This is a genomic window from Kitasatospora sp. NPDC002040 (assembly GCF_040296785.1).
GTDB lineage: Bacteria > Actinomycetota > Actinomycetes > Streptomycetales > Streptomycetaceae > Kitasatospora.
The window spans coordinates 92,056-112,866 of record NZ_JBEOXV010000016.1 but is presented as its reverse complement, the minus strand read 5'-3'; the positions used below and the strand labels follow the sequence as shown (position 1 = coordinate 112,866).

16 protein-coding genes are annotated in these 20,811 nt (G+C 73.8%); 13 read left to right on the top strand and 3 right to left on the bottom strand.

Features of this window, described 5'->3' with window-relative positions:
- Position 1 precedes the first annotated feature (1 nt).
- On the top strand, positions 2–1,429 hold the full coding sequence (locus tag ABT118_RS27050) for a sensor histidine kinase (protein ID WP_350674247.1): 1,428 nt from the start codon (positions 2–4) through the stop codon (positions 1,427–1,429).
- An 86-nt stretch (positions 1,430–1,515) separates the two neighbouring features.
- Here the strand turns inward: ABT118_RS27050 and ABT118_RS27045 are convergent, their stop codons facing one another.
- Positions 1,516–2,526: a TAXI family TRAP transporter solute-binding subunit gene (locus ABT118_RS27045; protein WP_350674245.1), complete on the bottom strand. Its 1,011-nt coding sequence runs from the start codon at positions 2,524–2,526 to the stop codon at positions 1,516–1,518.
- 79 nt (positions 2,527–2,605) lie between these two features.
- Here ABT118_RS27045 and miaB point away from each other — a divergent pair, with 79 nt between their 5' ends.
- Entirely contained in the window at positions 2,606–4,093 is a 1,488-nt protein-coding gene (gene miaB / locus ABT118_RS27040) for a tRNA (N6-isopentenyl adenosine(37)-C2)-methylthiotransferase MiaB (RefSeq protein ID WP_350674241.1), read from the top strand.
- 90 nt (positions 4,094–4,183) lie between these two features.
- Positions 4,184–4,882, top strand: coding sequence for a class III extradiol dioxygenase subunit B-like domain-containing protein (locus ABT118_RS27035; protein WP_350674238.1), 699 nt, complete (start codon positions 4,184–4,186; stop codon positions 4,880–4,882).
- Between the two features lie 7 nt (positions 4,883–4,889).
- Here ABT118_RS27035 and ABT118_RS27030 read toward each other — a convergent pair whose 3' ends face one another.
- Positions 4,890–5,120 (bottom strand): antitoxin, encoded by a 231-nt coding sequence (locus ABT118_RS27030; protein ID WP_350674235.1) that lies wholly within the window; start codon positions 5,118–5,120, stop codon positions 4,890–4,892.
- Positions 5,121–5,247: 127 nt separating this feature from the next.
- Here ABT118_RS27030 and miaA point away from each other — a divergent pair, with 127 nt between their 5' ends.
- The 5 genes from miaA (at position 5,248) to hflX (ending at position 11,783) form a co-directional block, all read left to right on the top strand.
- Entirely contained in the window at positions 5,248–6,186 is a 939-nt protein-coding gene (miaA, locus tag ABT118_RS27025; protein WP_350674232.1) for a tRNA (adenosine(37)-N6)-dimethylallyltransferase MiaA, read from the top strand.
- Positions 6,187–6,380: 194 nt separating this feature from the next.
- On the top strand, positions 6,381–6,884 hold the full coding sequence (locus ABT118_RS27020) for a hypothetical protein (protein WP_350674229.1): 504 nt from the start codon (positions 6,381–6,383) through the stop codon (positions 6,882–6,884).
- A gap of 18 nt (positions 6,885–6,902) precedes the next feature.
- The gene (gene dapF, locus ABT118_RS27015) at positions 6,903–7,772 is read left to right on the top strand and encodes a diaminopimelate epimerase (protein WP_502884684.1); all 870 of its coding nucleotides are present in this window, start codon (positions 6,903–6,905) and stop codon (positions 7,770–7,772) included.
- 189 nt (positions 7,773–7,961) lie between these two features.
- Entirely contained in the window at positions 7,962–10,187 is a 2,226-nt protein-coding gene (locus ABT118_RS27010) for a RelA/SpoT family protein (RefSeq protein ID WP_350674223.1), read from the top strand.
- An 87-nt stretch (positions 10,188–10,274) separates the two neighbouring features.
- On the top strand, positions 10,275–11,783 hold the full coding sequence (hflX, locus tag ABT118_RS27005; protein ID WP_502884679.1) for a GTPase HflX: 1,509 nt from the start codon (positions 10,275–10,277) through the stop codon (positions 11,781–11,783).
- Positions 11,784–11,829: 46 nt separating this feature from the next.
- Here hflX and ABT118_RS27000 read toward each other — a convergent pair whose 3' ends face one another.
- Positions 11,830–12,963, bottom strand: coding sequence for a trypsin-like serine peptidase (locus tag ABT118_RS27000; RefSeq protein WP_350674220.1), 1,134 nt, complete (start codon positions 12,961–12,963; stop codon positions 11,830–11,832).
- A gap of 258 nt (positions 12,964–13,221) precedes the next feature.
- On the opposite strand from ABT118_RS27000, the gene ABT118_RS26995 reads away from it, so the two are divergent.
- The 5 genes from ABT118_RS26995 to ABT118_RS26975 are packed head-to-tail and all read left to right on the top strand — an operon-like array spanning position 13,222 to position 20,810.
- Complete coding sequence (locus tag ABT118_RS26995; protein WP_502884678.1) at positions 13,222–14,970, top strand: IucA/IucC family protein; 1,749 nt, start codon at positions 13,222–13,224, stop codon at positions 14,968–14,970.
- Positions 14,967–15,482: a GNAT family N-acetyltransferase gene (locus tag ABT118_RS26990; protein ID WP_350674216.1), complete on the top strand. Its 516-nt coding sequence runs from the start codon at positions 14,967–14,969 to the stop codon at positions 15,480–15,482. Before ABT118_RS26995 ends, ABT118_RS26990 begins: the two co-directional genes overlap by 4 nt.
- Positions 15,483–15,508: 26 nt before the next feature.
- Positions 15,509–16,900 (top strand): lysine N(6)-hydroxylase/L-ornithine N(5)-oxygenase family protein, encoded by a 1,392-nt coding sequence (locus tag ABT118_RS26985; protein WP_350674212.1) that lies wholly within the window; start codon positions 15,509–15,511, stop codon positions 16,898–16,900.
- Between the two features lie 19 nt (positions 16,901–16,919).
- Positions 16,920–18,698 carry an IucA/IucC family protein gene (locus tag ABT118_RS26980; protein WP_502884677.1) on the top strand — a complete coding sequence of 593 codons (1,779 nt, stop codon included), beginning with the start codon at positions 16,920–16,922 and terminating at the stop codon, positions 18,696–18,698.
- Between the two features lie 12 nt (positions 18,699–18,710).
- Positions 18,711–20,810 carry an ATP-dependent DNA helicase gene (locus tag ABT118_RS26975; RefSeq protein ID WP_350674209.1) on the top strand — a complete coding sequence of 700 codons (2,100 nt, stop codon included), beginning with the start codon at positions 18,711–18,713 and terminating at the stop codon, positions 20,808–20,810.
- The last annotated feature ends 1 nt before the right edge of the window (position 20,811 follow it).

Below are 20,811 nucleotides of genomic sequence, written 5' to 3'. Positions count from 1 at the left end.
CGTGCGCACCCGTCTGCTCGGCATCCTGCTCGCCCTGATGGCGGCCGTCCTGGCCGCCCTGGGAGTGCCGCTCGCGGCCGCGATGGCCGCCGCCGAGCAGAGCAGGGTGGTGGTCGACCGGATGGACGACGCGGCCCGGTTCGCCCAGAGCCTGCCCACCCAGGGCCGCCCGACCGCGGGCACCGCCGTCAAGGGCGACCCCACCCCGGTGGACGGCGACGGCGGACGGCTGCACGCCCTGGTCGGCGAGGTCGAGCGCTACTACGAGCTGTACGGCGTCCGGGTCGGCATCTTCCACCGCGACGGCAGCGCGGTGGCGGTCGCCCCGGCCGACTGGAAGGTCCCGGCCGAGGGCCCCGGCTCCCAGGCCTTCCAGGAGGCGGTGGACGGCCGCCGCAGCCAGAACCCGCCGCAGGCCTGGCCCTGGACCCCGGACCGCACCCTCACCGTGGCCGCCCCGGTGGTCCGGGACGGCGACGTGATCGCGGTGGTGATCACCGAGTCGCCCACCGGGCCGCTGCGCTCCCGGATCCTCTACCGCTGGCTCGGGATCGGCGCGGGCGAGTCGCTCGCGATGATCGCGGCCGTGCTGCTCTCGATGCGGCTGACCGGCTGGGTGCTGCGCCCGGTCCGGACCCTGGACCGGGCCACCCACGACATCGCCACCGGCCGGATGAACGCCCGGGTCGCCCCCAGCAGCGGCCCGCCCGAACTCCGGCGCCTGGCACGGTCGTTCAACGACATGGCGGACAACGTCCTGATCGCGCTGGACCAGCAGCGGGCCTTCGTCGCGGACGCCTCGCACCAGCTCCGCAACCCGCTGGCCGCCCTGCTGCTGCGGGTCGAACTGCTCGGCCTCGAACTCCCGGAAGGGCACGAGGCGGAGCTCGGCGCGGTCCGGGAGGAGGGCACCAGGCTGGCCCGGGTGCTCGACGACCTGCTCGGCCTGGCCACCGCCGAGCACGCCCGCCCCGAACCGGAGCGGGTCGACCTCAGCGTGCTGGCGCTGGCCCGGATCGACGCCTGGCGGCCGGTGGCCGAGCAGCGCGGCATCCGGCTGGGCTGGGACGGGCCCGCCACCGCGATCGGGCTGGCCGATCCGATCGGGTTCGGCAGCGCGCTGGACGCGGTGCTCGACAACGCGCTCAAGTTCACGCCGAGCGGGGCGGCCGTCCGGCTCGACGTCGAGCGGGGCAAGCGGCAGATCACCCTCACCGTCTCCGACGCGGGCCCCGGCCTCACCGAGGAGGAACTGGCCCGGATCGGCGACCGCTTCTGGCGCAGCCCCCGCCACCAGAACGTCGACGGCTCCGGCCTCGGCCTCTCCATCGCCCGCACCCTGCTGCTGGCCGGCGGCGGCTCCCTCGACTTCGCCCCGGTCGCCCCCACCGGCCTCGCCGTCCACCTGACGGTGCCCCGGCCGCGCTGAGCCTGCGGCAGGCGCCGAGCCGTCAGGGTGGAGGGTCAGGCACTTCTGCCTGCTGCCTCACCGTTCCCCGGCCGCGCTGAGCCTGGCTACGGCTTGACGGAGAGGTAGTAGCGGCGGGCGCCTTCGTGCAGGGGGAGCGGGTCGGTGTAGACCGCCGTGCGGAGGTCCACCACCTGGGCGGCGTGGACCTCGGCGCCGATCGCGTCCCGGCTGTCGATCACCGCCTGCGTCATCCGCTGCACCAGCCCCGGATCCACGTCGTCCCGGGTGATCAGCAGGTTGGGCACGGCCAGCGTGGCCACCGCCGTCCCGCTGGACCGGGCGTGCGGGTAGGCGTCGGCCGGGATGGTGGCGGCCCGGTAGGCGTCGGCTCCGCCGCCCTCGCCGTGGTGCACCGACTCGGCCAGGTCGCCGAGCGGCACGATCCGGATCGGGAAGTGCTCGGAGAGGTCGCTCAGCGCGCTGGTGGGGAGCCCCCCGGACCAGAAGAAGGCGTCCAGCTGACCGTTCCTCAGCTGGTCGGCGGCGTCGCCGACGCCGAGGTTGGCGGCGGCCACGTCCAGGTCGGGGTCGAGCCCGGCCGAGGTCAGCAGGCGTTTCGTCACCAGCAGCACCCCGGACCGGCTCTGCCCGACCCCGACCCGCAGTCCCTTGAGGTCGGAGGCCCGCTGGACCTTGGAGTCGGCGGGCACCACCAGTTGCAGGTAGTCGTCGTACAGCCGGGCGATCCCGCGCAGCCGGTCCTTGCCGTCGCCCTGGTAGCTGGCCACCGCGTCGGCGGTGGCGATGGCGAAGGAGTCCCGGCCGGAGGAGATCCGGTCCAGGTTGTCGAGCGAGCCCTGGGAGTTGTCCAGCCGCAGTTCGGCCCCGGGCATGGCGGTGTGCAGGTAGGTGCGGAGCAGCTGGCCGTACCGGTCGTACACGCCCCGTTGGACTCCGGTGGCGAAGCCGATCTCCCCGCGCGGGTAGTCCGGCCGGTCGCCGGAGGCCAGCCACCAGCCGCCCAGCCCGGCCACGACCAGCAGCAACGCGGCGGCCACCCGGACGAGCCGGCTGCGGGCCAGCGCGCGCAGCGGGGCGGCGGGTCTCCAGGTCATGGGGTTGGATACTGCCAGTCCTGGCCCGGGAAAGGGAGAGGGTCACGGAGCCCGATCCGGTTCTCGTACTCTTGGGTCCGTGGGTACGAGCCAGGATTCCAAGAGCTACAAGGTCGTCACGTACGGCTGCCAGATGAACGTGCACGACTCCGAGCGCCTCTCCGGGCTGCTCGAGGACGCCGGGTACGTGAAGGCCGACCAGGAGGGTGATCCCGACCTGGTGGTCTTCAACACCTGTGCGGTGCGCGAGAACGCCGACAACAAGCTGTACGGCAACCTCGGCCAGCTCGCTCCGGCCAAGACCCGGAACAAGGAGATGCAGATCGCCGTCGGCGGCTGCCTGGCCCAGAAGGACCGCGACACCATCGTGAAGCGGGCCCCCTGGGTCGACGTGGTCTTCGGCACCCACAACATCGGGCACCTGCCGGCGCTGCTGGAGCGGGCCCGGATCGAGCAGCAGGCCCAGGTGGAGATCCTGGAGTCGCTGGAGACCTTCCCCTCCACCCTGCCGACCCGGCGCGAGTCGGCGTACGCGGCCTGGGTGGCGATCTCGGTCGGCTGCAACAACACCTGCACCTTCTGCATCGTCCCGGCGCTGCGCGGCAAGGAGGAGGACCGCCGCCCCGGCGACGTGCTCGCCGAGATCGAGGCGCTGGTCGGCGAGGGCGTCATCGAGGTCACCCTGCTCGGCCAGAACGTCAACGCGTACGGCTCCGACCTGGGCGACCGGGAGGCGTTCTCCAAGCTGCTCCGGGCGGCCGGCCAGATCGAGGGCCTGGAGCGGATCCGCTTCACCTCGCCGCACCCGCGCGACTTCACCGACGACGTGATCGCCGCGATGGCCGAGACCCCGAACGTGATGCACCAGCTGCACATGCCGATGCAGTCCGGCTCGGACACCGTGCTCCGGGCGATGAAGCGCTCGTACCGGCAGGAACGCTTCCTCGGCATCATCCGCAAGGTCCGCGAGGCGATGCCGGACGCGGCGATCTCCACCGACATCATCGTCGGCTTCCCCGGTGAGACCGAGGAGGACTTCGAGCAGACCATGCACGCGGTCCGCGAGGCGCGCTTCACCAACGCCTTCACCTTCCAGTACTCCAAGCGGCCCGGCACCCCCGCCGCCGAGATGGACGGGCAGATCCCCAAGGCCGTGGTGCAGGAGCGCTACAACCGGCTGATCGCCCTCCAGGAGGAGATCTCCTGGGAGGAGAACAAGAAGCAGGTCGGCCGCACCCTGGAGGTCCTGGTCGCCGAGGGCGAGGGCAAGAAGGACGACCGGACCGACCGGCTCTCCGGCCGCGCCCCCGACAACCGGCTGGTCCACTTCACCCGCCCCACCGAGCCGGTCCGCCCGGGCGACACGGTGACGGTCGAGATCACCTACGCCGCCCCGCACCACCTGCTGGCGGAGGGCCCGACGCTCTCGGTCCGCCGTACCCGCGCGGGCGACGCCTGGGAGAAGCGGCAGGGGCTCCCGGCCGCGAAGCCGGCCGGCGTCATGCTGGGCCTGCCCACGATCGGCGTCCCGGCGGCGCTCCCGGTGGTCACCGGCTGCGGCGACTAGCCGACTGCGCCGGGGCACTTTCGCGTTCCGACCCCGGCGCCGGTTCCCCGGGCCCCCGCCTTCCGTACCGGGTGCCATAGGGTGATCGTCATGCTCGTTGCCGCTGCCGTCGTCCCCTGCCCCCCGCTGCTGGTGCCCGAGGTCGCCTCGGGCGCGGCGCCCGAGCTGGAGCCGCTCCGGGCGGCCTGCCTGGAGGCGGTGCAGGAGCTGCTGGCCGCCGGGGCGGAGCTGATCGTGCTGGTCGGCGGCGGCCCTGCGGCGGGCGTCTGGACCGAGGGCGGGGCGGGTTCGTTCCACCGGTACGGCGTCTCCCGGGTGGTCCGGCTGCCGTCCGGCGGGGTGGACGGGCCCGAGCTGGCGCCGTCGCTGACCGTCGGGGCCTGGCTGCTGGAGCAGGCGGGGGCGACCACGCCCACCCACGCCTGCGCCGTTCCGGTCGACGCGCCCACCGGGCGGTTGCTCGGCCTGGGCCAGGGGCTGGCCGAACTCGCCGACCGGGTCGGTCTGCTGGTGCTCGGCGGCGGCAGTGCGTGCCGTTCGGTCAAGGCACCGGGCTACCTGGACGAGCGGGCCGAGGGCTGGGACGCCGAGGCGGCCCGGGCCCTGGGCGGGGCGGACCCGGACGCGCTCGCCGGGCTCGACGCCGGGCTGGCGGCCGAGCTGCAGGCGGACGGACGGGCGCCCTGGCAGGTCCTCGCGGGAGCTGCGCAGGGCGCCGGGTTGAGCGGGAGGCTCCGGTACGACGAGGCCCCGTACGGGGTGGGCTACTTCGTGGCCTCCTGGAGCTGACCGCAGGTCAGCTCTGTCCCTCGTCCTTGGGCTTGGCGGCGAAGTTGTCGACCGCGCCCTTGGCCTTGCTGGTGCCGGTCTCGATCTTGTCGCTGTACTTGCCCTTGGTCGCCTTGTCCACGGCACTGCCGGTCTTCTCGACCATGTGGTCGATCTTCTCGTTGTGCTTGCCGGCCAGCTCGCTGGCCTTGTCCTTGAGCTCCTCGGCCTTGCCCTTGAGGTTGTCCATCAGGCCCATGGTCCGTCGCTCTCCTTCTGCTGGGTCCGCCCGGCGGACGGAGAAAATAGGTCATACCGTTCATATCCTTCCCCAGAGTGACCGCCCGAGACACGGCGCCACTCCCGTTCTTTGCGAGACTTGGCCCGTGAGCAGCTCTCCCGTCACCCAGCCCCGCGTCGTCTCCGTGGTCGGCGCGACCGCCGCGGGCAAGTCCGACCTGGCGGTCGCCATCGCCCGCACGCTGGGCGGCGAGGTGATCAACACCGACTCGATGCAGCTCTACCGGGGCATGGACATCGGCACCGCGAAGCTCACCACCGCCGAGCGCGGCGGCATCCCGCACCACCTGCTGGACATCTGGGAGGTCACCGAGGCGGCCAGCGTCGCCGAGTTCCAGCGGCTGGCCCGGGCCGAGATCGACCGGCTGCTCGCCGAGGGCCGCACCCCCGTGCTGGTCGGCGGCTCCGGGCTGTACGTCCGGGCGGCGATCGACGAGATGGAGTTCCCGGGGACCGACCCGGAGGTCCGGGCCCGGCTGGACGCCGAGTGCGAGCAGGTCGGCCCCGGTGCGCTGCACCGGCGGCTGGCCGGGCTCGACCCGGCCGCCGCCGAGGCGATCCTGCCCAGCAACGGGCGCCGGATCGTCCGGGCGCTGGAGGTGATCGAGATCACCGGCCGGCCGTTCACCGCCAGCCTGCCGACCAACACGGCGGTCTACGACGCGGTGCAGATCGGCGTCCAGGTCGAGCGCCCGGAGCTGGACCGGCGGATCGAGCTGCGGGTGGACCGGATGTGGGAGGCGGGCCTGCCGGCCGAGGTCCGCGAGCTGGAGGCCCGGGGGCTGCGGGACGGCCTGACCGCCTCCCGGGCGCTCGGCTACCAGCAGGTGCTGGCGCACTTCGCGGGCGACTGCACCGAGGCGGAGGCCAAGGCCGAAACCGTCCGGGCGACCAGGCGCTTCGCCCGCCGCCAGGAGTCCTGGTTCCGCCGGGACGACCGCATCCACTGGCTGTCCCGCCCGGCCGGTACGGACCCCGTCGAGCTGCTGGAACGGTCGCTGGACCTGATTGCCCGTCAGATCTGAGCGGTTTCCGGCCATCCGGCCGGTGCAGGTGCAAGTGCAGGACGAACTGAGGGTTACGGGCGCATCACGTCCTGGCCACGGATCACCCGATGACCCGGTGGGACCCGCGTCGGCGGCACGGGACATGCCATTATCGAGAACAACCAGGGGTCGGCCGCGCGGGCCGCCCTCACCGCCCGCGAGTCCGTTGGCTCGTGTCGAACCGTCAGGGGAGGCCGCGTGTCCATGGGAACCGGCCCGAGACCGAGGCGCTTCCGGGCACCGTCAGCGCCGAGCTGGTGCTGGCCGAGGACCGCCCGACCACCTCGTACGCCCTGGCCCTGCCCGCGCTCACCGACCTGGCCGCACCCGGCGTGGTGCACGAGCGGGAGATCCGCCCGCGCCGCCGGCTGCGCTGGTGGCAGACCCTGCCGATCGTGCTGCTCGGCGCCGCCGGTGCGCTGATGTTCGCCTTCCCGCTCGCCTTCGGCTCCGGTGACGGCGCCTCCGCGATGATCGGGATGCTCGGCCTGCTGCTCACCGCCGCCTCGGTCGGCTGGGGCGCGATGGCCGCCCGGATGGCCGGGTACAAGTGGCCCGGCGTCCCGCGCCGGGGCAGCGGCCTGCGGGCCGGTCGCAAGGCGATCGCCCTCTACACCCTGGCGGCAGCGGTCGCGGTCGGCCTCGCGGTCTGGCGAGTGGTCCACCTCGCCTCCTGAGCCGCCCGGCTCAGTACCATCGGCTCTGTGAGCGCATCCAGGACCTTCGGTCTCCCCTTTCTCAAGGGCCACGGCACCCAGAACGACTTCGTGATCGTCCCGGACCCGGACGGCCTGCTCGACCTCGGCCCGGCCGACGTCGCCCGGCTGTGCGACCGCCGGGCCGGCATCGGCGGCGACGGCCTGATCCGGGTGGTCCGGGCGGCGGCCGATCCGGCGTCGGCGGCGATGGCGGACCGGGCCGAGTGGTTCATGGACTACCGCAACGCCGACGGCTCGATCGCCGAGATGTGCGGCAACGGCATCCGGGTCTTCGCCCGCTACCTGACCGAGGCCGGGCTGGCGAAGCCGGGCACGCTCGCGGTGGCCACCCGGGCCGGCGTGCTGGGCGTGCGGGTCGCCGAGGACACCGGCCTGATCACCATCGACATGGGCCGGGTCACGCTCCCCGGCCCCGACCTGGTCGAGGTGACGGTCGGCGGCTCCAGCTGGCCCGCGCGGAACGTCAACATGGGCAACCCGCACGCGGTCGCCTTCGTCGAGGACCTGGCCCAGGCGGGCGACCTGTACACCGCCCCGGGCGTCACCGCCGGGGTCTACCCCGAGGGCGTCAACGTCGAGTTCGTGGTCGAGCGCGGGCCCCGGCACGTCGCCATGCGGGTGCACGAGCGCGGCTCCGGCGAGACCCGCTCCTGCGGCACCGGCGCCTGCGCGGTGGCCGTGGCGGCCGCCCGCCGCCACCACCTCGACCCCTCGGTCACCGGCGAGCCCGTCACCTACACGGTCGACCTCCCCGGCGGCACCCTCCTGATCACCGAGCACCCGGACGCCCGGATCGAGATGACCGGCCCGGCCGAGATCGTCGCCACCGGCACCCTGCACCTCTGATCCCCGGCACCCGTTCCGGCGCTGCGGCCAGGGGCTCGCCGCTCCCGGCGCCCCTGGCCGCGCGCCGTGCTTCCCGTTTCGGTACGGAGCGAATCCCCCCGTTCGGGTGGAGTTGGTGACGGTGCGGGAGCAGGGCGTCGCGGAACGTGCTGTGCTCGGTAGCATGGACCATCGCTGCCGGAGGTGCAGATGACCATCGATGCCGAGGCCGGGAAGCGTCCCCGGGGCAGACTCAACCGGGCCTCCCTTGGCCGGGCCGGCCGGGCGGCCGTGCTGGCCACCGGCCGCGCCCCGCTCCCCGACGCGATCGAGCCGATCGTGGAGGCGCACCGCCGCCACCACCCGGGCGCCGACCTGGCCCTGCTCGGCCGGGCGTACCGGACGGCGGAGGCCAGCCACCGGGGGCAGACCAGGAAGAGCGGCGAGCCGTTCATCACCCATCCGCTCGCGGTGACCATGATCCTGGCCCAACTCGGCGCCGGGACAACGACCCTGGTGGCCTCGCTGCTGCACGACACGGTCGAGGACACCGAGGTGACGCTGGACCAGGTGGCCGAGGAGTACGGGCCCGAGGTGGCCTATCTGGTCGACGGCGTCACCAAGTTGGAGAAGGTCGACTTCGGCGCCGCCGCCGAGGCGGAGACCTTCCGGAAGATGCTGGTGGCCACCGGCGACGACGTCCGGGTGATGGTGATCAAGCTCGCCGACCGGCTGCACAACATGCGGACCATCCGGCACATGAAGCCCGCCAGCCGGATCAGGATCGCCAAGGTGACCAGGGACGTGCTGATCCCGCTCGCCGAGCGGCTCGGGATCCAGGTGCTGAAGGCCGAGTTGGAGGACATCGTGTTCGCCACTCTGCACCCGGAGGAGTACGCCCGCACCGGTGCGCTGATCGAGGCGTACGACGCGCGCCCGGAGGAGCTGCTGCAGCCCTTCGCGGACGCGCTGACCCGGCAGCTGGCCGAGTCCGGGGTGACCGCCTCGGTGACCGTCCGGCCCAGGCACTGCGTCTCGGTCCACCGGGTGCTGCTCAAGCGGACCGCCGCGGCCGGCCCGGACGGCCTGCCGCAGGACCTCCAACCCGCCGATTTCGGGCGGCTGTTGGTGGTGGTGGAGGAGAACGCGGACTGCTACGCGGTGCTCGGCGAGCTGCACACCTGCTGGACCCCGCTGCCCGGGGAGTTCAAGGACTTCGTGGCGTCCCCCAAGTTCAACCTGTACCAGTCGCTGCACACCGCGGTCGCGCTGGCCGGTGGCGAGGTGGTCGAAGTCCTGGTCCGGACCCGGGAGATGCACCGGGCGGCCGAGTTCGGGGTGGTGGCCCTGGGCGATCCGCACCAGGACGGCCCGGACGATCCGGAGCGGATCGACCCGACCCGGCCCGGCTGGCTGAGCCGGCTGCTGGAGTGGCAGCAGGAGACGCCGGACCCGGACACGTTCTGGTCCGCGCTCACCTCGGACCTCTCCGACGACCGCGAGATCACCGCCGTCACCGAGCAGGGCGAGACGCTGCACCTGCCCGCCGGGGCGAGCTGCGTGGACGCCGCGTACCTGCTCGGCGAGGAGACCGGCCACCGCTGTCTGGGGGCCAGGGTGAACGGGCGGCTGGTCGCGCTCTCCACCGCGCTCCGGGACGGTGATGTGCTGGCGGTGCTGACCGAGCAGGCCGCCGAGGCGTCCGGCCCGGCCGCCGAGTGGCTGGAGTACGTCCGCACCCCGGCGGCCCGGCTGGCGATCGAGCGCTGGCTGGCCGGCCGCCCGGTCGGCGCGCCGGTGGCGCAGCCGGGCGCGGAGCCGGCCAAACCGGCGCCCACCGCCGTCCCGTCCGCCGGGCGGCGGCGGGCCCCGGTGACCGTCCCGGGCCGGCCGGGGGCGTCGGTCCGGCTGTCCAGGTGCTGCACGCCGGTGCCGCCGGACGCGCTGACCGGCTACCTGATCCGGGGCGGCGCGGTGGCCGTGCACCGCACCGGCTGCCCGGTCGGGGAGCAGCTGCGGGAGGACGGCCGGGAGCCGGTCGGCCCGCACTGGGTGCCGGGCGCCGACCCGGCCGACGGCTACCGGGTGACGCTGCGGGCCGAGGCGCTGAACCGTCCCCGGCTGCTGGCCGACCTGACGGCCGCGATGTCGGCCGAGGGGGTCGGCATCATCGCGGCCGAGGTGGAGCCGCCGCAGCAGCTGCGGGTCCGGCACAGCTACACGGTGGAGCTGCCGGCGGCGGCGGTGCTGCCGCTGCTGATGCGGGCGATGCTGCGGGTCTCGGGCGTGTACGACGTCTACCGGCCCGGTCCCGGGGCGGAAAATCGGGATGACCCGGTCGTGGCGGGCGTGCGACCATCGTGGGGAATTCGCGGCCGGTCCGTGGCGTTCACCGGACGTAGTGGTTCCGGTGTCGACCGCGGCCTGCAGGGGTAGCTCGGCTCGCCACGTGGTATCGGGGCGCCATACGGGGCAGACTCCGGGGTGCGCACGGCGCACCGGCCCGTCCCGATCTACCTAAGGATGAGATTGACCTCCACGTCCGACAGCCGCAGCAATTCCGACAGCCAGAACAACCGGCTGTCGGACCTCCGGGCGGAAGCCCTGATGGACGAGGACCTCGCGGCGAACGACGAGGGCTTCGACCGATACGACGGCGAGCAGTACGACCGGAGCGAGCGCGCCGCGCTGCGCCGCGTCGCCGGCCTCTCCACCGAACTGCAGGACGTCACCGAAGTCGAGTACCGCCAGCTCCGACTGGAGCGGGTGGTGCTCGTGGGCGTCTGGACCGACGGCACGGTCGAGGAGGCGGAGAACTCGATGGCCGAGCTCGCCGCCCTGGCCGAGACCGCGGGCTCCGAGGTGCTCGACGGTGTGATCCAGCGCCGCGACAAGCCCGACCCCGCCACCTACATCGGCTCCGGCAAGGCCCGGGAGCTGCGCGACATCGTCGCCTCCACCGGCGCCGACACCGTGGTCTGCGACGGTGAGCTGACCCCGGGCCAGCTGATCCAGCTGGAGGACGTGGTCAAGGTCAAGGTGGTCGACCGCACCGCCCTGATCCTGGACATCTTCGCCCAGCACGCCAAGTCCCGGGAGGGCAAGGCGCAGGTCTCGCTCGCGCAGATGCAGTACATGCTGCCGCGGCTGCGCGGCTGGGGTGCGTCGCTGTCCCGGCAGATGGGTGGTGGCGGCTCCGGCTCCTCCGGTGGCGGCATGGCCACCCGTGGTCCCGGTGAGACCAAGATCGAGACCGACCGGCGCCGGATCCGCGAGAAGATGGCGAAGCTCCGCCGGGAGATCGCCGACATGAAGAAGGGCCGCGACACCAAGCGCCAGGAGCGCCGTCGCAACCACGTCCCCTCGGTCGCCATCGCGGGCTACACCAACGCGGGCAAGTCCTCGCTGCTCAACCGCCTGACCGGGGCCGGCGTCCTGGTGGAGAACTCGCTGTTCGCCACCCTGGACCCGACCGTCCGCCGGGCGCAGACCCCGAGCGGCCGGGTCTACACCCTGGCCGACACGGTCGGCTTCGTCCGGCACCTGCCGCACCACCTGGTCGAGGCGTTCCGCTCGACCATGGAGGAGGTCGCCGAGGCCGACCTCATCCTGCACGTGGTGGACGGTTCGCACCCCGAGCCGGAGACCCAGCTGGCCGCCGTCCGGGAGGTGATCGTCTCGGTCGAGGCACAGAACGTGCCGGAGATCGTGGTGATCAACAAGGCCGACGCCGCCGACCCGCTGGTGCTCCAGCGGCTGCTCCGCCGGGAGCCGCACGCCATCGTGGTGTCGGCCCGCAGCGGGCAGGGCATGGACGAGCTGCTGCAGCTGATCGACAGCGAGCTGCCCCGCCCGGCCATCGAGGTGCAGGCGCTGGTCCCGTACACCCGGGGCGACCTGCTCTCCCGGGTGCACGCCGAGGGTGAGCCGATCTCCACCGAGCACACCGGTGAGGGCACCCTGCTGCACGCCAAGGTGGCCGCCGAGCTGGCGGCCGAGCTGGAGCAGTTCGCGGTCGTCACCCAGAACTGAGCCCGGTCCGCAGGGCCCGCACCGGTCACCGGTGCGGGCCCTGCGGTCATTTCCGGGCGACGTACTCCAGCGCCTGGCGGGCCACGCTGTCCAGGTACGGGCCGTTCAGCGCGGTGTGGGCGAGGTTGCCGATCGAGGTGTTGCTGACCAGCGCCTGCCGGCCGTCCGGCATGGTGGCGAACCAGCCGCCGCCGCTGGAGCCGGCCGTCATGGTGCAGCCGATCGAGAGCATCGGCGGCCGGGCGGGGGCGAAGGAGAGCCGGGCCGGGCGGCCGCCGTCGCAGCGGTACAGCTCGCGCCCGTCGAACGGCTTGACCGAGGGGTAGCCCCAGGCCTCGACCGAGAGCTGCTCGCGCGGGGCGTCGAACCAGACCGGGACGGCGGTGCCGATGGTCTCCTCCAGCGAGCGGCCGCTGCCGTCCGGGTTGTGCACCTTGAGCACCGCGAAGTCGTACTGGTTGGCCGCGTTGCCGCTGTGGCCGCCCTCGGCGAGCCACTGCGGGGAGGTGATCACGTTGTCGGCCCACCACTGCCCGAGCGGGGCGGCCTCGGCCATGGTGGCCTTCCGGCCCGGGTTCGAGCCCGCGCTGTTGTAGGCGGGGACGAAGATCAGGTTCTTGAACCAGCCGCCGGCCTGCCCCTCGTGCACGCAGTGCCCGGCGGTCCAGACCAGATTGCTCTTCCCCGGGTGCAGCGGGTCGGCCACGGCGGTGGCGGAGCACTGGCCGGTGCCGCCGCGCGGTGCGGTGGAGAAGACCTTCCCGGAGGCCGGGTGGAGGGTGTACGGCCGGGGCACCGGGACGGCCTGCACGGCGGCCGGCTCCGGGGCGGCCGGTTCGGTGGCGCTCGGGCCCGGGGCGCTCGGCCCGGTGGCCTCGGGCGTGGGCGCGGGGGACGGCGGGGCCGGCTGCTGCGGCGCGGCACCGCCCATCCGGTCCGGATCCCAGAGGTCGGTGACCACCGGGTTCTCGAACACGTGCTGCCTGGCCCAGCGGTCCCAGTCCTCGTACCGCCAGGTCTTCAACTCCTGCCAGCGCTGGGACAGTTCGCCCCGCCACTGGGACGGCACCGCAGTCGGCAGCCGCCAGTCCCCGGACCGCTCCCCGTCCGGGCCGCCGCACCCCGTGAGCAGTACCAGCCCGAGCAGCACCGCCGTCGTACCCCTGCGTATCGACCCCATGGCCCCCGCCCCCCTGTTTCGGACGCCGATTGTCCCACCGGCGGGCTCCACCGCCCGGATCCGGGGCGCGTGTCGATCCGGACCAGACCACTCCAACGAGTGAGTGATCCGTTGGGATTCACCACAACGAGTGAGCTGATCTTGTGATCACCCGTCAGCGGACAGTTCCCTTGGCCTGTCGGCGCCCCACGGCCATGCGAGCCTCGGCCGTCCCCCAACTCCCGGCGCCCGCACCCCCGCTCGCCCCAAGGAGCAGCCTTGAGCACCGTCGCCCTCGCTGGAGTACCGCCCGTCGCCCTTCCACAGCCGAACGACAGACTGCTCGACGCCGACCCGGCGGTGGCCGCCGAACAGGCCGGGGTGGAGGGCCTGCTGCGTTGCTGGGCCCGCGAGACCGGGGCCGGTCCGGGCCCGGACGGGACGCTGCGGGTGCCGGTGCTCGGCGGGGCGGTCGAGCTGACCGCCCCGGTGCGGTACTGGTCGCGGACCGGCTGGCACCGGTTCGGCGAGGTGACCCTGGCCGGGCTGCCGGTGGACGCGGTGACGGTGGCCACCCTGGTCGCGGGCGCCACCGCCGAGCGGCCCGAGGCCGGTCAACTGACCGACCTGGCCGCCCGGGTGGCCGACTCGGTGCTCCGTACCGCCGAGGTGCTGGCGCACCGCCGGACGGCGGCCGACCCGGACTGGCCGTTCCTGGCGGCCGAACAGGCCCTGCTGCTCGGCCACCCGCTGCACCCCACCCCGAAGAGCCGGGACGGCCTCGGCCCGGCCCAGAGCGCCGCGTACTCGCCGGAGCTGCACGGCGCCTTCCGACTGCACTGGTACGCCGTCAGCCGGGACCTGCTGGCCTCGGGCTCGGCGGTCGGCGTCCCGGCCGAGCAGCTCACCGCCCGGCTGCTCGGCGACCGGGTCGCGCTGCCGCCGGGCACCGCCGCGCTCCCGCTGCACCCCTGGCAGGCCCGTGAGCTGGCGCTCCGCCCCGAGTTGGCCGCGCTGCTGGCGGCCGGCGCGCTGCACGACCTGGGCGAGCACGGCGAGGAGTGGCACCCGACCTCCTCGGTGCGGACGGTCTGCCGCCCCGGCACACCCTGGATGCTCAAGCTCTCGCTCGGCCTGCGGATCACCAACTCCCGCCGGGAGAACCTGCGCAAGGAGCTGCACCGGGGCCTGGAGGTGCACCGGCTGCTGGAGACCGGCCTGGCCGCCGAGTGGCGGGCCGCGCACCCCGGCTTCGACATCGTCCGCGACCCGGCCTGGATCGGTGTCGACCTGCCCGGCGGCACCGACCCGAACGGACTGGACACGGTGCTCCGCCAACAGCCGTTCGGCCTGCGCGAGCGTGCGTACTGCGTCGCGGGCCTGGTGGCCGAGCAGCCGTTCGGCGAGCGGGTCGACTCGCTGCTCGGGCGGACCGTCCGGGTGCTCGCCGAGCGGTGCGGCCGCCCGGTGCACACCGTCGCCACCGAGTGGTTCCTGCGCTACCTGGACGCGGTGGTGCTCCCGGTGCTCTGGCTGGACGGCCGGGCCGGGATCGCCCTGGAGGCCCACCAGCAGAACAGCCTGGTGCTGCTGGACGAGGCGGGCTGGCCGGTCGGCGGACGCTACCGGGACAACCAGGGCTACTACTTCCGCGAGTCCTTCGCCGACCGGCTGGAGGCCCGGCTGCCCGGGGTCGGGCGGAGCAGCGACACCTTCGTCGACGACGGCCTCGCCGACAAGAGCTTCGCCTACTACCTCGGCATCAACCACGTGCTCGGCCTGATCGGCGCCTTCGGCTCGCAGCGGCTGGCCGAGGAGGAGGTGCTGCTGGCCGCCCTGCGCGGCTTCCTGGGCGGCCCCCGCGCGGCCGGCACCGGCTCCGGGCTGCCCGCACTGCTGCTGGAGCGCCCCGAACTGCGGTGCAAGGCGAACCTGTTGACCAGGCTGAACGGAATGGACGAACTCGTCGGCCCGGTCGCCACCCAGTCCGTCTACGTCGACATCCGCAACCCGGTGGCCGCCGTATGAGGACCGCCGTCGGCGAGTTCGAGCTGCGCGAGGTCGAACTCGCCACCGACCTGCCGCTGCTGGCCGGGTGGATGAACGACCCGGAGGTGGACGCGTACTGGGAGCTGGCCGGGCCGCCCGAGACCACCGCCCGGCACGTCGCCCCGCAGCTCGGCCCGGACAGCCACAGCTGCCCGCTGATCGGGCTGCTGGACGGCACCCCGATGAGCTACTGGGAGCTCTACCGGGCCGAGGCGGACCGGCTCGCCGAGTACTACCCCGCCGGGCAGGGCGACCTCGGGCTGCACCTGCTGCTCGGCCCGCCCGGCCACCGCGGCCGGGGCATCGGCGCGCTGCTGCTCACCGCGCTGGCCGACCGGCTGCTGACCGAGCCCGGCTGCGAGCGCCTGGTGGCCGAGCCCGACCTGCGCAACACCCCGTCGCTGCGGGCGTTCCGGCGGGCCGGGTTCGAGACCGTGGCCGAGCTGGACCTGCCCGAGAAGCGGGCGGCGCTGATGCTGCGTCAACGATGACCCGCCCGCACGAAGACTGGGACGACATGGACCACCCGCAGCCCGAGCCCTACGACCTGCTGGGCGTCGGCCTCGGCCCGTTCAACCTGTCCCTGGCGGCGCTGGCCGACCGGGTCAGCGGGCTCGACGCGCTGTTCTGCGAGGCGAAGCCGGAGTTCCGCTGGCACCCCGGGATGCTGGTGGACGGGGCCCGGATGCAGGTCCCGTTCTTGGCCGACCTGGTCTCGCTGGTCGACCCGACCAACCCCTGGTCCTTCCTCAACTACCTGCGCGACCAGGACCGGCTGTTCCCGTTCTACTTCGCCGAGCGCTTCCAGCTCGCCCGCCGGGAGTACGACCACTACTGCCGCTGGGCGGCCGAGCGCCTGGTCAACTGCCGGTTCGGCGCGGCCGTCACCGAGCTGCACTGGCACCCCGAGCAGGAGCTGTTCCGGGCGCTGGCCGGCGGCACCGAGGTCTGGGCCCGGAACGTGGTGCTCGGCGTCGGCACCGCCCCGGTCCACCCGGAGGCGTTCGCCGCGCTGCGCGGGCACCCGGCGGTCTGGCACTCCGCCGAGTACCTGGACCGCCGGGCCGGCCTGGACCGGGCCCGGGACATCACCGTGGTCGGCTCCGGACAGTCCGGCGCCGAGGTCTTCCTCGACCTGCTCCGCCACCGGGGCGGCGACGGCACCCGGCTGCGCTGGCTGACCAGGACCAGGGCGCTGGCCCCGATGGAGTACTCCAAGCTCGGCCTGGAGCACTTCACCCCCGACTACACCCGCCACTTCCACGGCCTCGCCCCCGCCGTCCGGGACCGGTTGGTGCGGGAGCAGTGGCAGCTGCACAAGGCGGCCAGCGCCGAGACCCTGGCCGAGATCCACGAGCTGCTGTACGAGCGGACCATCGGCCGGGCGCTGGACGCGGAGCCGGTGGAGATCCTCCCCGGCACCGCCGTCACCGAGGCGCTGGCCGGGCCGTGCGGCGGCTTCGAGCTGGCATGTCGACAGGTCGACTCGGGTGCCGAGCACGTGGTGCGGACCGACGCGGTGGTGCTGGCCACCGGCTACCGGGCGGTCCGCCCGGCGCTGCTCGACCCGGTCGCCGAGCTGGTCGACTGGGACGGGCACGGCCGGTTCCGGGTCGACCTGGACCACCGGGTCGCCACCCGGCCCGAACTGACCGGCGGTCTGTACGTGCAGAACGCCGAGCTGCACACTCACGGGGTCGGCACACCCGATCTCGGCCTGGGTGCGCACCGGGCCGCGGTGATCCTCAACGCGGTGACCGGCCGGACCGTCCACCGGCTGCCCGCCCGGACGGCCTGGACCAGCTTCGCCCCGCCGGTTCCTGCAACAGCTCCGCCCGCATCCGTTCCGCCCGCTTCCGCCCTCCCGCGCCCGCAGGAGGGCAACCGTGCCGCCCCAGTCACCCGCTGAACCCCTCCGGAGGGGAACCGTGCCGCAGCCTCCCGCCGAGCTCCACCTGCCGCCCCAGCTCACGGCCGCGCACTGGCAGCGGGCCCGCCGGGCGATGCTCGCCAAGATGCTCGGCGAGTTCGCCTACGAGGAGCTGCTCACCCCGGTGCCGGACGGCGCCGGCTACCGGCTCGACCTGCCCGAGGCGGTCTACCGCTTCACCGCCCGCCGCGGCGCGTACGGGAGTTGGCAGGTCGATCCGGACTCGGTGCACTGCCAGGCCGACCCCGGGCGGGACCCGCTGCGGCTGCTCCAGCTGGCCCGGGGCGTGCTGGGCCTCTCCGGCGACACCCTGGGGCACCTGGTCCGGGAGCTGACCGCCACCCTGCTCGCGGACGCCCGGCAGCTGGCCACCCAACTGACCGCCGCCGAGCTGGCCGACCTGGACCACGTCGAGCTGGAGGGCCGGCAGACCGGGCACCCGTGGATCGTCCCGAACAAGGGCCGGCTCGGCCTCTCCGCCACCGACCTGGCCGCCTGGGCCCCCGAGGCCCGGACCCCGCAGCAGCTGCCCTGGCTCGCGGTGCACCGCGGGCTGGCCGAGTTCCGGGGCCGGTCCGACCTGTACGAGCAGGAGTTGAGCCCGGCCTTCCGGTCGCAGGTCGGGGACGACTACCTGCTGCTGCCGGTGCACCCGTGGCAGTGGGACGAGGTGGTGCTGCCGCTGTTCGCCCCCTGGATCGCCTCCGGCGAGATCGTCCCGCTGCCCAGCGACGGCGACCTGCGACTGCCGCAGCAGTCCATCCGCAGCTTCTTCAACCTCAGCCGGCCCGAGCGCTGCACCGTCAAACTGCCGCTCTCGGTGCTCAACACCCTGGTCTGGCGCGGCCTGCCCACCGAGCGCACGCTGGCCGCGCCCGCCGTCACCGCCTGGATCCACGGCCTGCGGGACGGCGACCCGTTCCTGCGCGACGAGTGCCGGGTGATCCTGCTCGGTGAGATCGCCTCGGTCGCGGTCGACCACCCGGTCTACCGCGACCTGCCGGAAGTCCCTTACCAGTACAAGGAGTTGCTCGGCGCGATCTGGCGTGAGCCGCTCGGCCGGTACCTCGCCCCGCACGAGCGGGCCCGCACGCTGGCCTCGCTGCTGCAGACCGGCTCGGACGGCCGCGCCCTGGTGGCCGAGCTGGTCGACCGCTCCGGGCTGCCGGCCCGGGACTGGCTGCGCCGGCTGTTCGCGGTGATGCTGCCGCCGCTGCTGCACTTCCTCTACCGCTACGGCACGGTGTTCTCCCCGCACGGCGAGAACGCCATCGTGGTCTTCGACCAGCACGACGCCCCGGCCCGGCTCGCGGTCAAGGACTTCGTCGACGACGTCAACATCAGCGACCGCGAACTGCCCGAACTCGACGGCCTGCCGGCCGAGGTGGGCGAGGTGCTGCTGCGGGAGCCGCCGGAGTACCTGTGCCAGTTCCTGCACTCCGGCCTGTTCGTCGGGGTGTTCCGCTACCTGGCGCCGCTGTTCGACGCCCAGCTCGGCGTCTCCGAGGCCGAGTTCTGGGAGCTGCTGCGCGAGCGGATCACCGCCTACCAGCGGCGCTTCCCCGAACTCGGCGAACGGTTCAAGCTCTTCGACCTCTTCACGTCCAAGATCGACCGCCTCTGCCTGAACCGCAACCGGCTGCTGCTGGACGGCTACCGGGACCGCCCCGAGCGCCCGCACGCCGCCGTGCACGGCGAGGTGTCCAACCCGCTGCACCTGGACGGGACGGCCGGGCTGCCCCCGCAGCAGAGCCGGATTGTCACCCCCACGTCGTAGGCTGGGCGGGCCATGACGAACGACTCCGAATCCCAGTCCCTGCCCGGTACCGCCGAGGCCCCGGCACCCGTCTCCCGCGCCGCGCTCCCGGAGCTGCTGCACGCCGCCGTGACGGCCGTCGGGGGCGTCGAGCGCCCCGGCCAGGTGGCGATGGCGGCAGCCGTCGCCGACGCGGTCGGCAGCGGCGAGCACCTGCTGGTCCAGGCCGGCACCGGCACCGGAAAGTCCCTCGCCTACCTCGTCCCGGCGCTCGCGCACGGCGACCGGGTGGTGGTGGCCACCGCCACCCTGGCGCTGCAACGCCAGCTGGTGGAGCGGGACTTGCCCCGGACGGTGGACGCGCTGCACCCGGTGCTGCGCCGCCGCCCGCAGTTCGCGATGCTCAAGGGCCGGTCGAACTACCTCTGCCTGCACCGCGCGCACGAGGGCACCCCGAGCGAGGAGGGCGAGGGCCTGTTCGACCCGGTGGACGCGCTCGGCGGCCCGACCGGCAAGCTCGGCCAGGACGTGCTCCGGCTGCGCGACTGGGCCGACGAGACCGAGACCGGCGACCGCGACGACCTCTCGCCCGGTGTCTCCGACAAGGCCTGGGCCCAGCTCTCGGTCACCTCCCGGGAGTGCCTCGGCGCCTCGAAGTGCACGTACGGGCAGGAGTGCTTCGCCGAGGCGGCCCGGGAGCGGGCCAAGCTGGCCGACGTGGTGGTCACCAACCACGCGATGCTGGCGATCGACGCGATCGAGGGCGCCCCGGTGCTGCCCGACCACGGCCTGCTGATCGTCGACGAGGCGCACGAGCTGGTGAACCGGGTGACCGGCGCCGCCACCGGCGAGCTCACCGTCGGCGCGGTGAACCGGGCGGTCAAGCGGGCCGCCCGGCTGGCCAACGAGAAGGCGGTGGACGCGCTCCAGGCCGCCGCCGAGAACTACCACGGGCTGATGGAGACCGCCCAGCCCGGCCGGGTCGAGGGCGAGCTGCCCGAGTACCTGGCCTACGCGGTCACCGCGATCCGGGACGCCGCCCGCCTGGTCATCACCTCGCTCGGCGAGACCAGGGACAAGGCGCTCACCGACGAGGACGCGGTCCGCAAGCAGGCGATGGCCTCCGCCGAATCGCTGCACGAGACCGCCGACCGGCTGCTCTCCGAGTCCGCCTACGACGTGATCTGGATCGAGCGCAGCGACCGCTTCGGCCCCGGCACCGCCTCGCTCCGGGTCGCCCCGCTGAGCGTCTCCGGCCTGCTCCGGGAGAAGCTCTACAAGGAGCGCTCGGTGGTGCTCACCTCCGCCACCCTCAAGCTGGGCGGCGACTTCAACGGCGTGGCCGCCTCGGTCGGCCTGCCGGGCGAGGGCCGGCTGCCGGACGAGCGGGCGGCCGACGAGCCCGAGCTGGTGCACGGCGAGGACACCCCGCCGTACTGGCGCGGGATCGACGTCGGCTCGCCGTTCTCCTACCCCAAGCAGGGCATCCTCTACGTCGCCAAGCACCTGCCCGACCCGGGCCGCGACCCGGAGCGCCCGGAGATGCTGGACGAGCTCACCGAGCTGATCGGTGCGGCCGGCGGCCGCACCCTCGGCCTGTTCTCCTCGATGCGCGGGGCCAAGGCGGCGGCCGAGGCGCTGCGCGAGCGGCTGGACAACAAGATCCTGCTCCAGGGCGAGGACACCCTGGGCGAGCTGATCCGGGAGTTCGCCTCGGACGCCTCCACCTGCCTGTTCGGCACCCTCTCGCTCTGGCAGGGCGTGGACGTGCCCGGCTCGGCCTGCCAGCTGGTGGTGCTGGACCGGATCCCGTTCCCGCGCCCCGACGACCCGCTGATGAGCGCCCGGCAGAAGGACGTCGAGGAGCGCGGCGGCAACGGCTTCATGGCGGTCGCCGCCACCCACGCCGCGCTGCTGATGGCCCAGGGCGCGGGCCGGCTGGTCCGGGCGGCCGACGACCGGGGCGTGGTCGCGGTGCTGGACCCGCGGGTGGCCACCAAGCGCTACGGCAGCTTCTTCCGGTCCTCGATGCCGGACTTCTGGTACACCAACGACCGCAACCAGGTGCGCCGTTCGCTGGCTGCCATCGACGAGTCGGCGCCGCCGGTCCGCCCGGTGGCCAAGCGCGGCTGAC

What these genes read in the sequence shown, in the direction of transcription:
- ABT118_RS27045 (WP_350674245.1), bottom strand. Translation starts at nt 2,526, where the DNA reads ATGACCTGGAGACCCGCCGCCCCGCTGCGCGCGCTGGCCCGCAGCCGG.
- ABT118_RS27035 (WP_350674238.1), top strand. Translation starts at nt 4,184, where the DNA reads ATGCTCGTTGCCGCTGCCGTCGTCCCCTGCCCCCCGCTGCTGGTGCCC.
- ABT118_RS27030 (WP_350674235.1), bottom strand. Translation starts at nt 5,120, where the DNA reads ATGGGCCTGATGGACAACCTCAAGGGCAAGGCCGAGGAGCTCAAGGAC.
- ABT118_RS27010 (WP_350674223.1), top strand. Translation starts at nt 7,962, where the DNA reads ATGACCATCGATGCCGAGGCCGGGAAGCGTCCCCGGGGCAGACTCAAC.
- hflX (WP_502884679.1), top strand. Translation starts at nt 10,275, where the DNA reads ATGAGATTGACCTCCACGTCCGACAGCCGCAGCAATTCCGACAGCCAG.
- ABT118_RS27000 (WP_350674220.1), bottom strand. Translation starts at nt 12,963, where the DNA reads ATGGGGTCGATACGCAGGGGTACGACGGCGGTGCTGCTCGGGCTGGTA.
- ABT118_RS26990 (WP_350674216.1), top strand. Translation starts at nt 14,967, where the DNA reads ATGAGGACCGCCGTCGGCGAGTTCGAGCTGCGCGAGGTCGAACTCGCC.
- ABT118_RS26985 (WP_350674212.1), top strand. Translation starts at nt 15,509, where the DNA reads ATGGACCACCCGCAGCCCGAGCCCTACGACCTGCTGGGCGTCGGCCTC.
- ABT118_RS26975 (WP_350674209.1), top strand. Translation starts at nt 18,711, where the DNA reads ATGACGAACGACTCCGAATCCCAGTCCCTGCCCGGTACCGCCGAGGCC.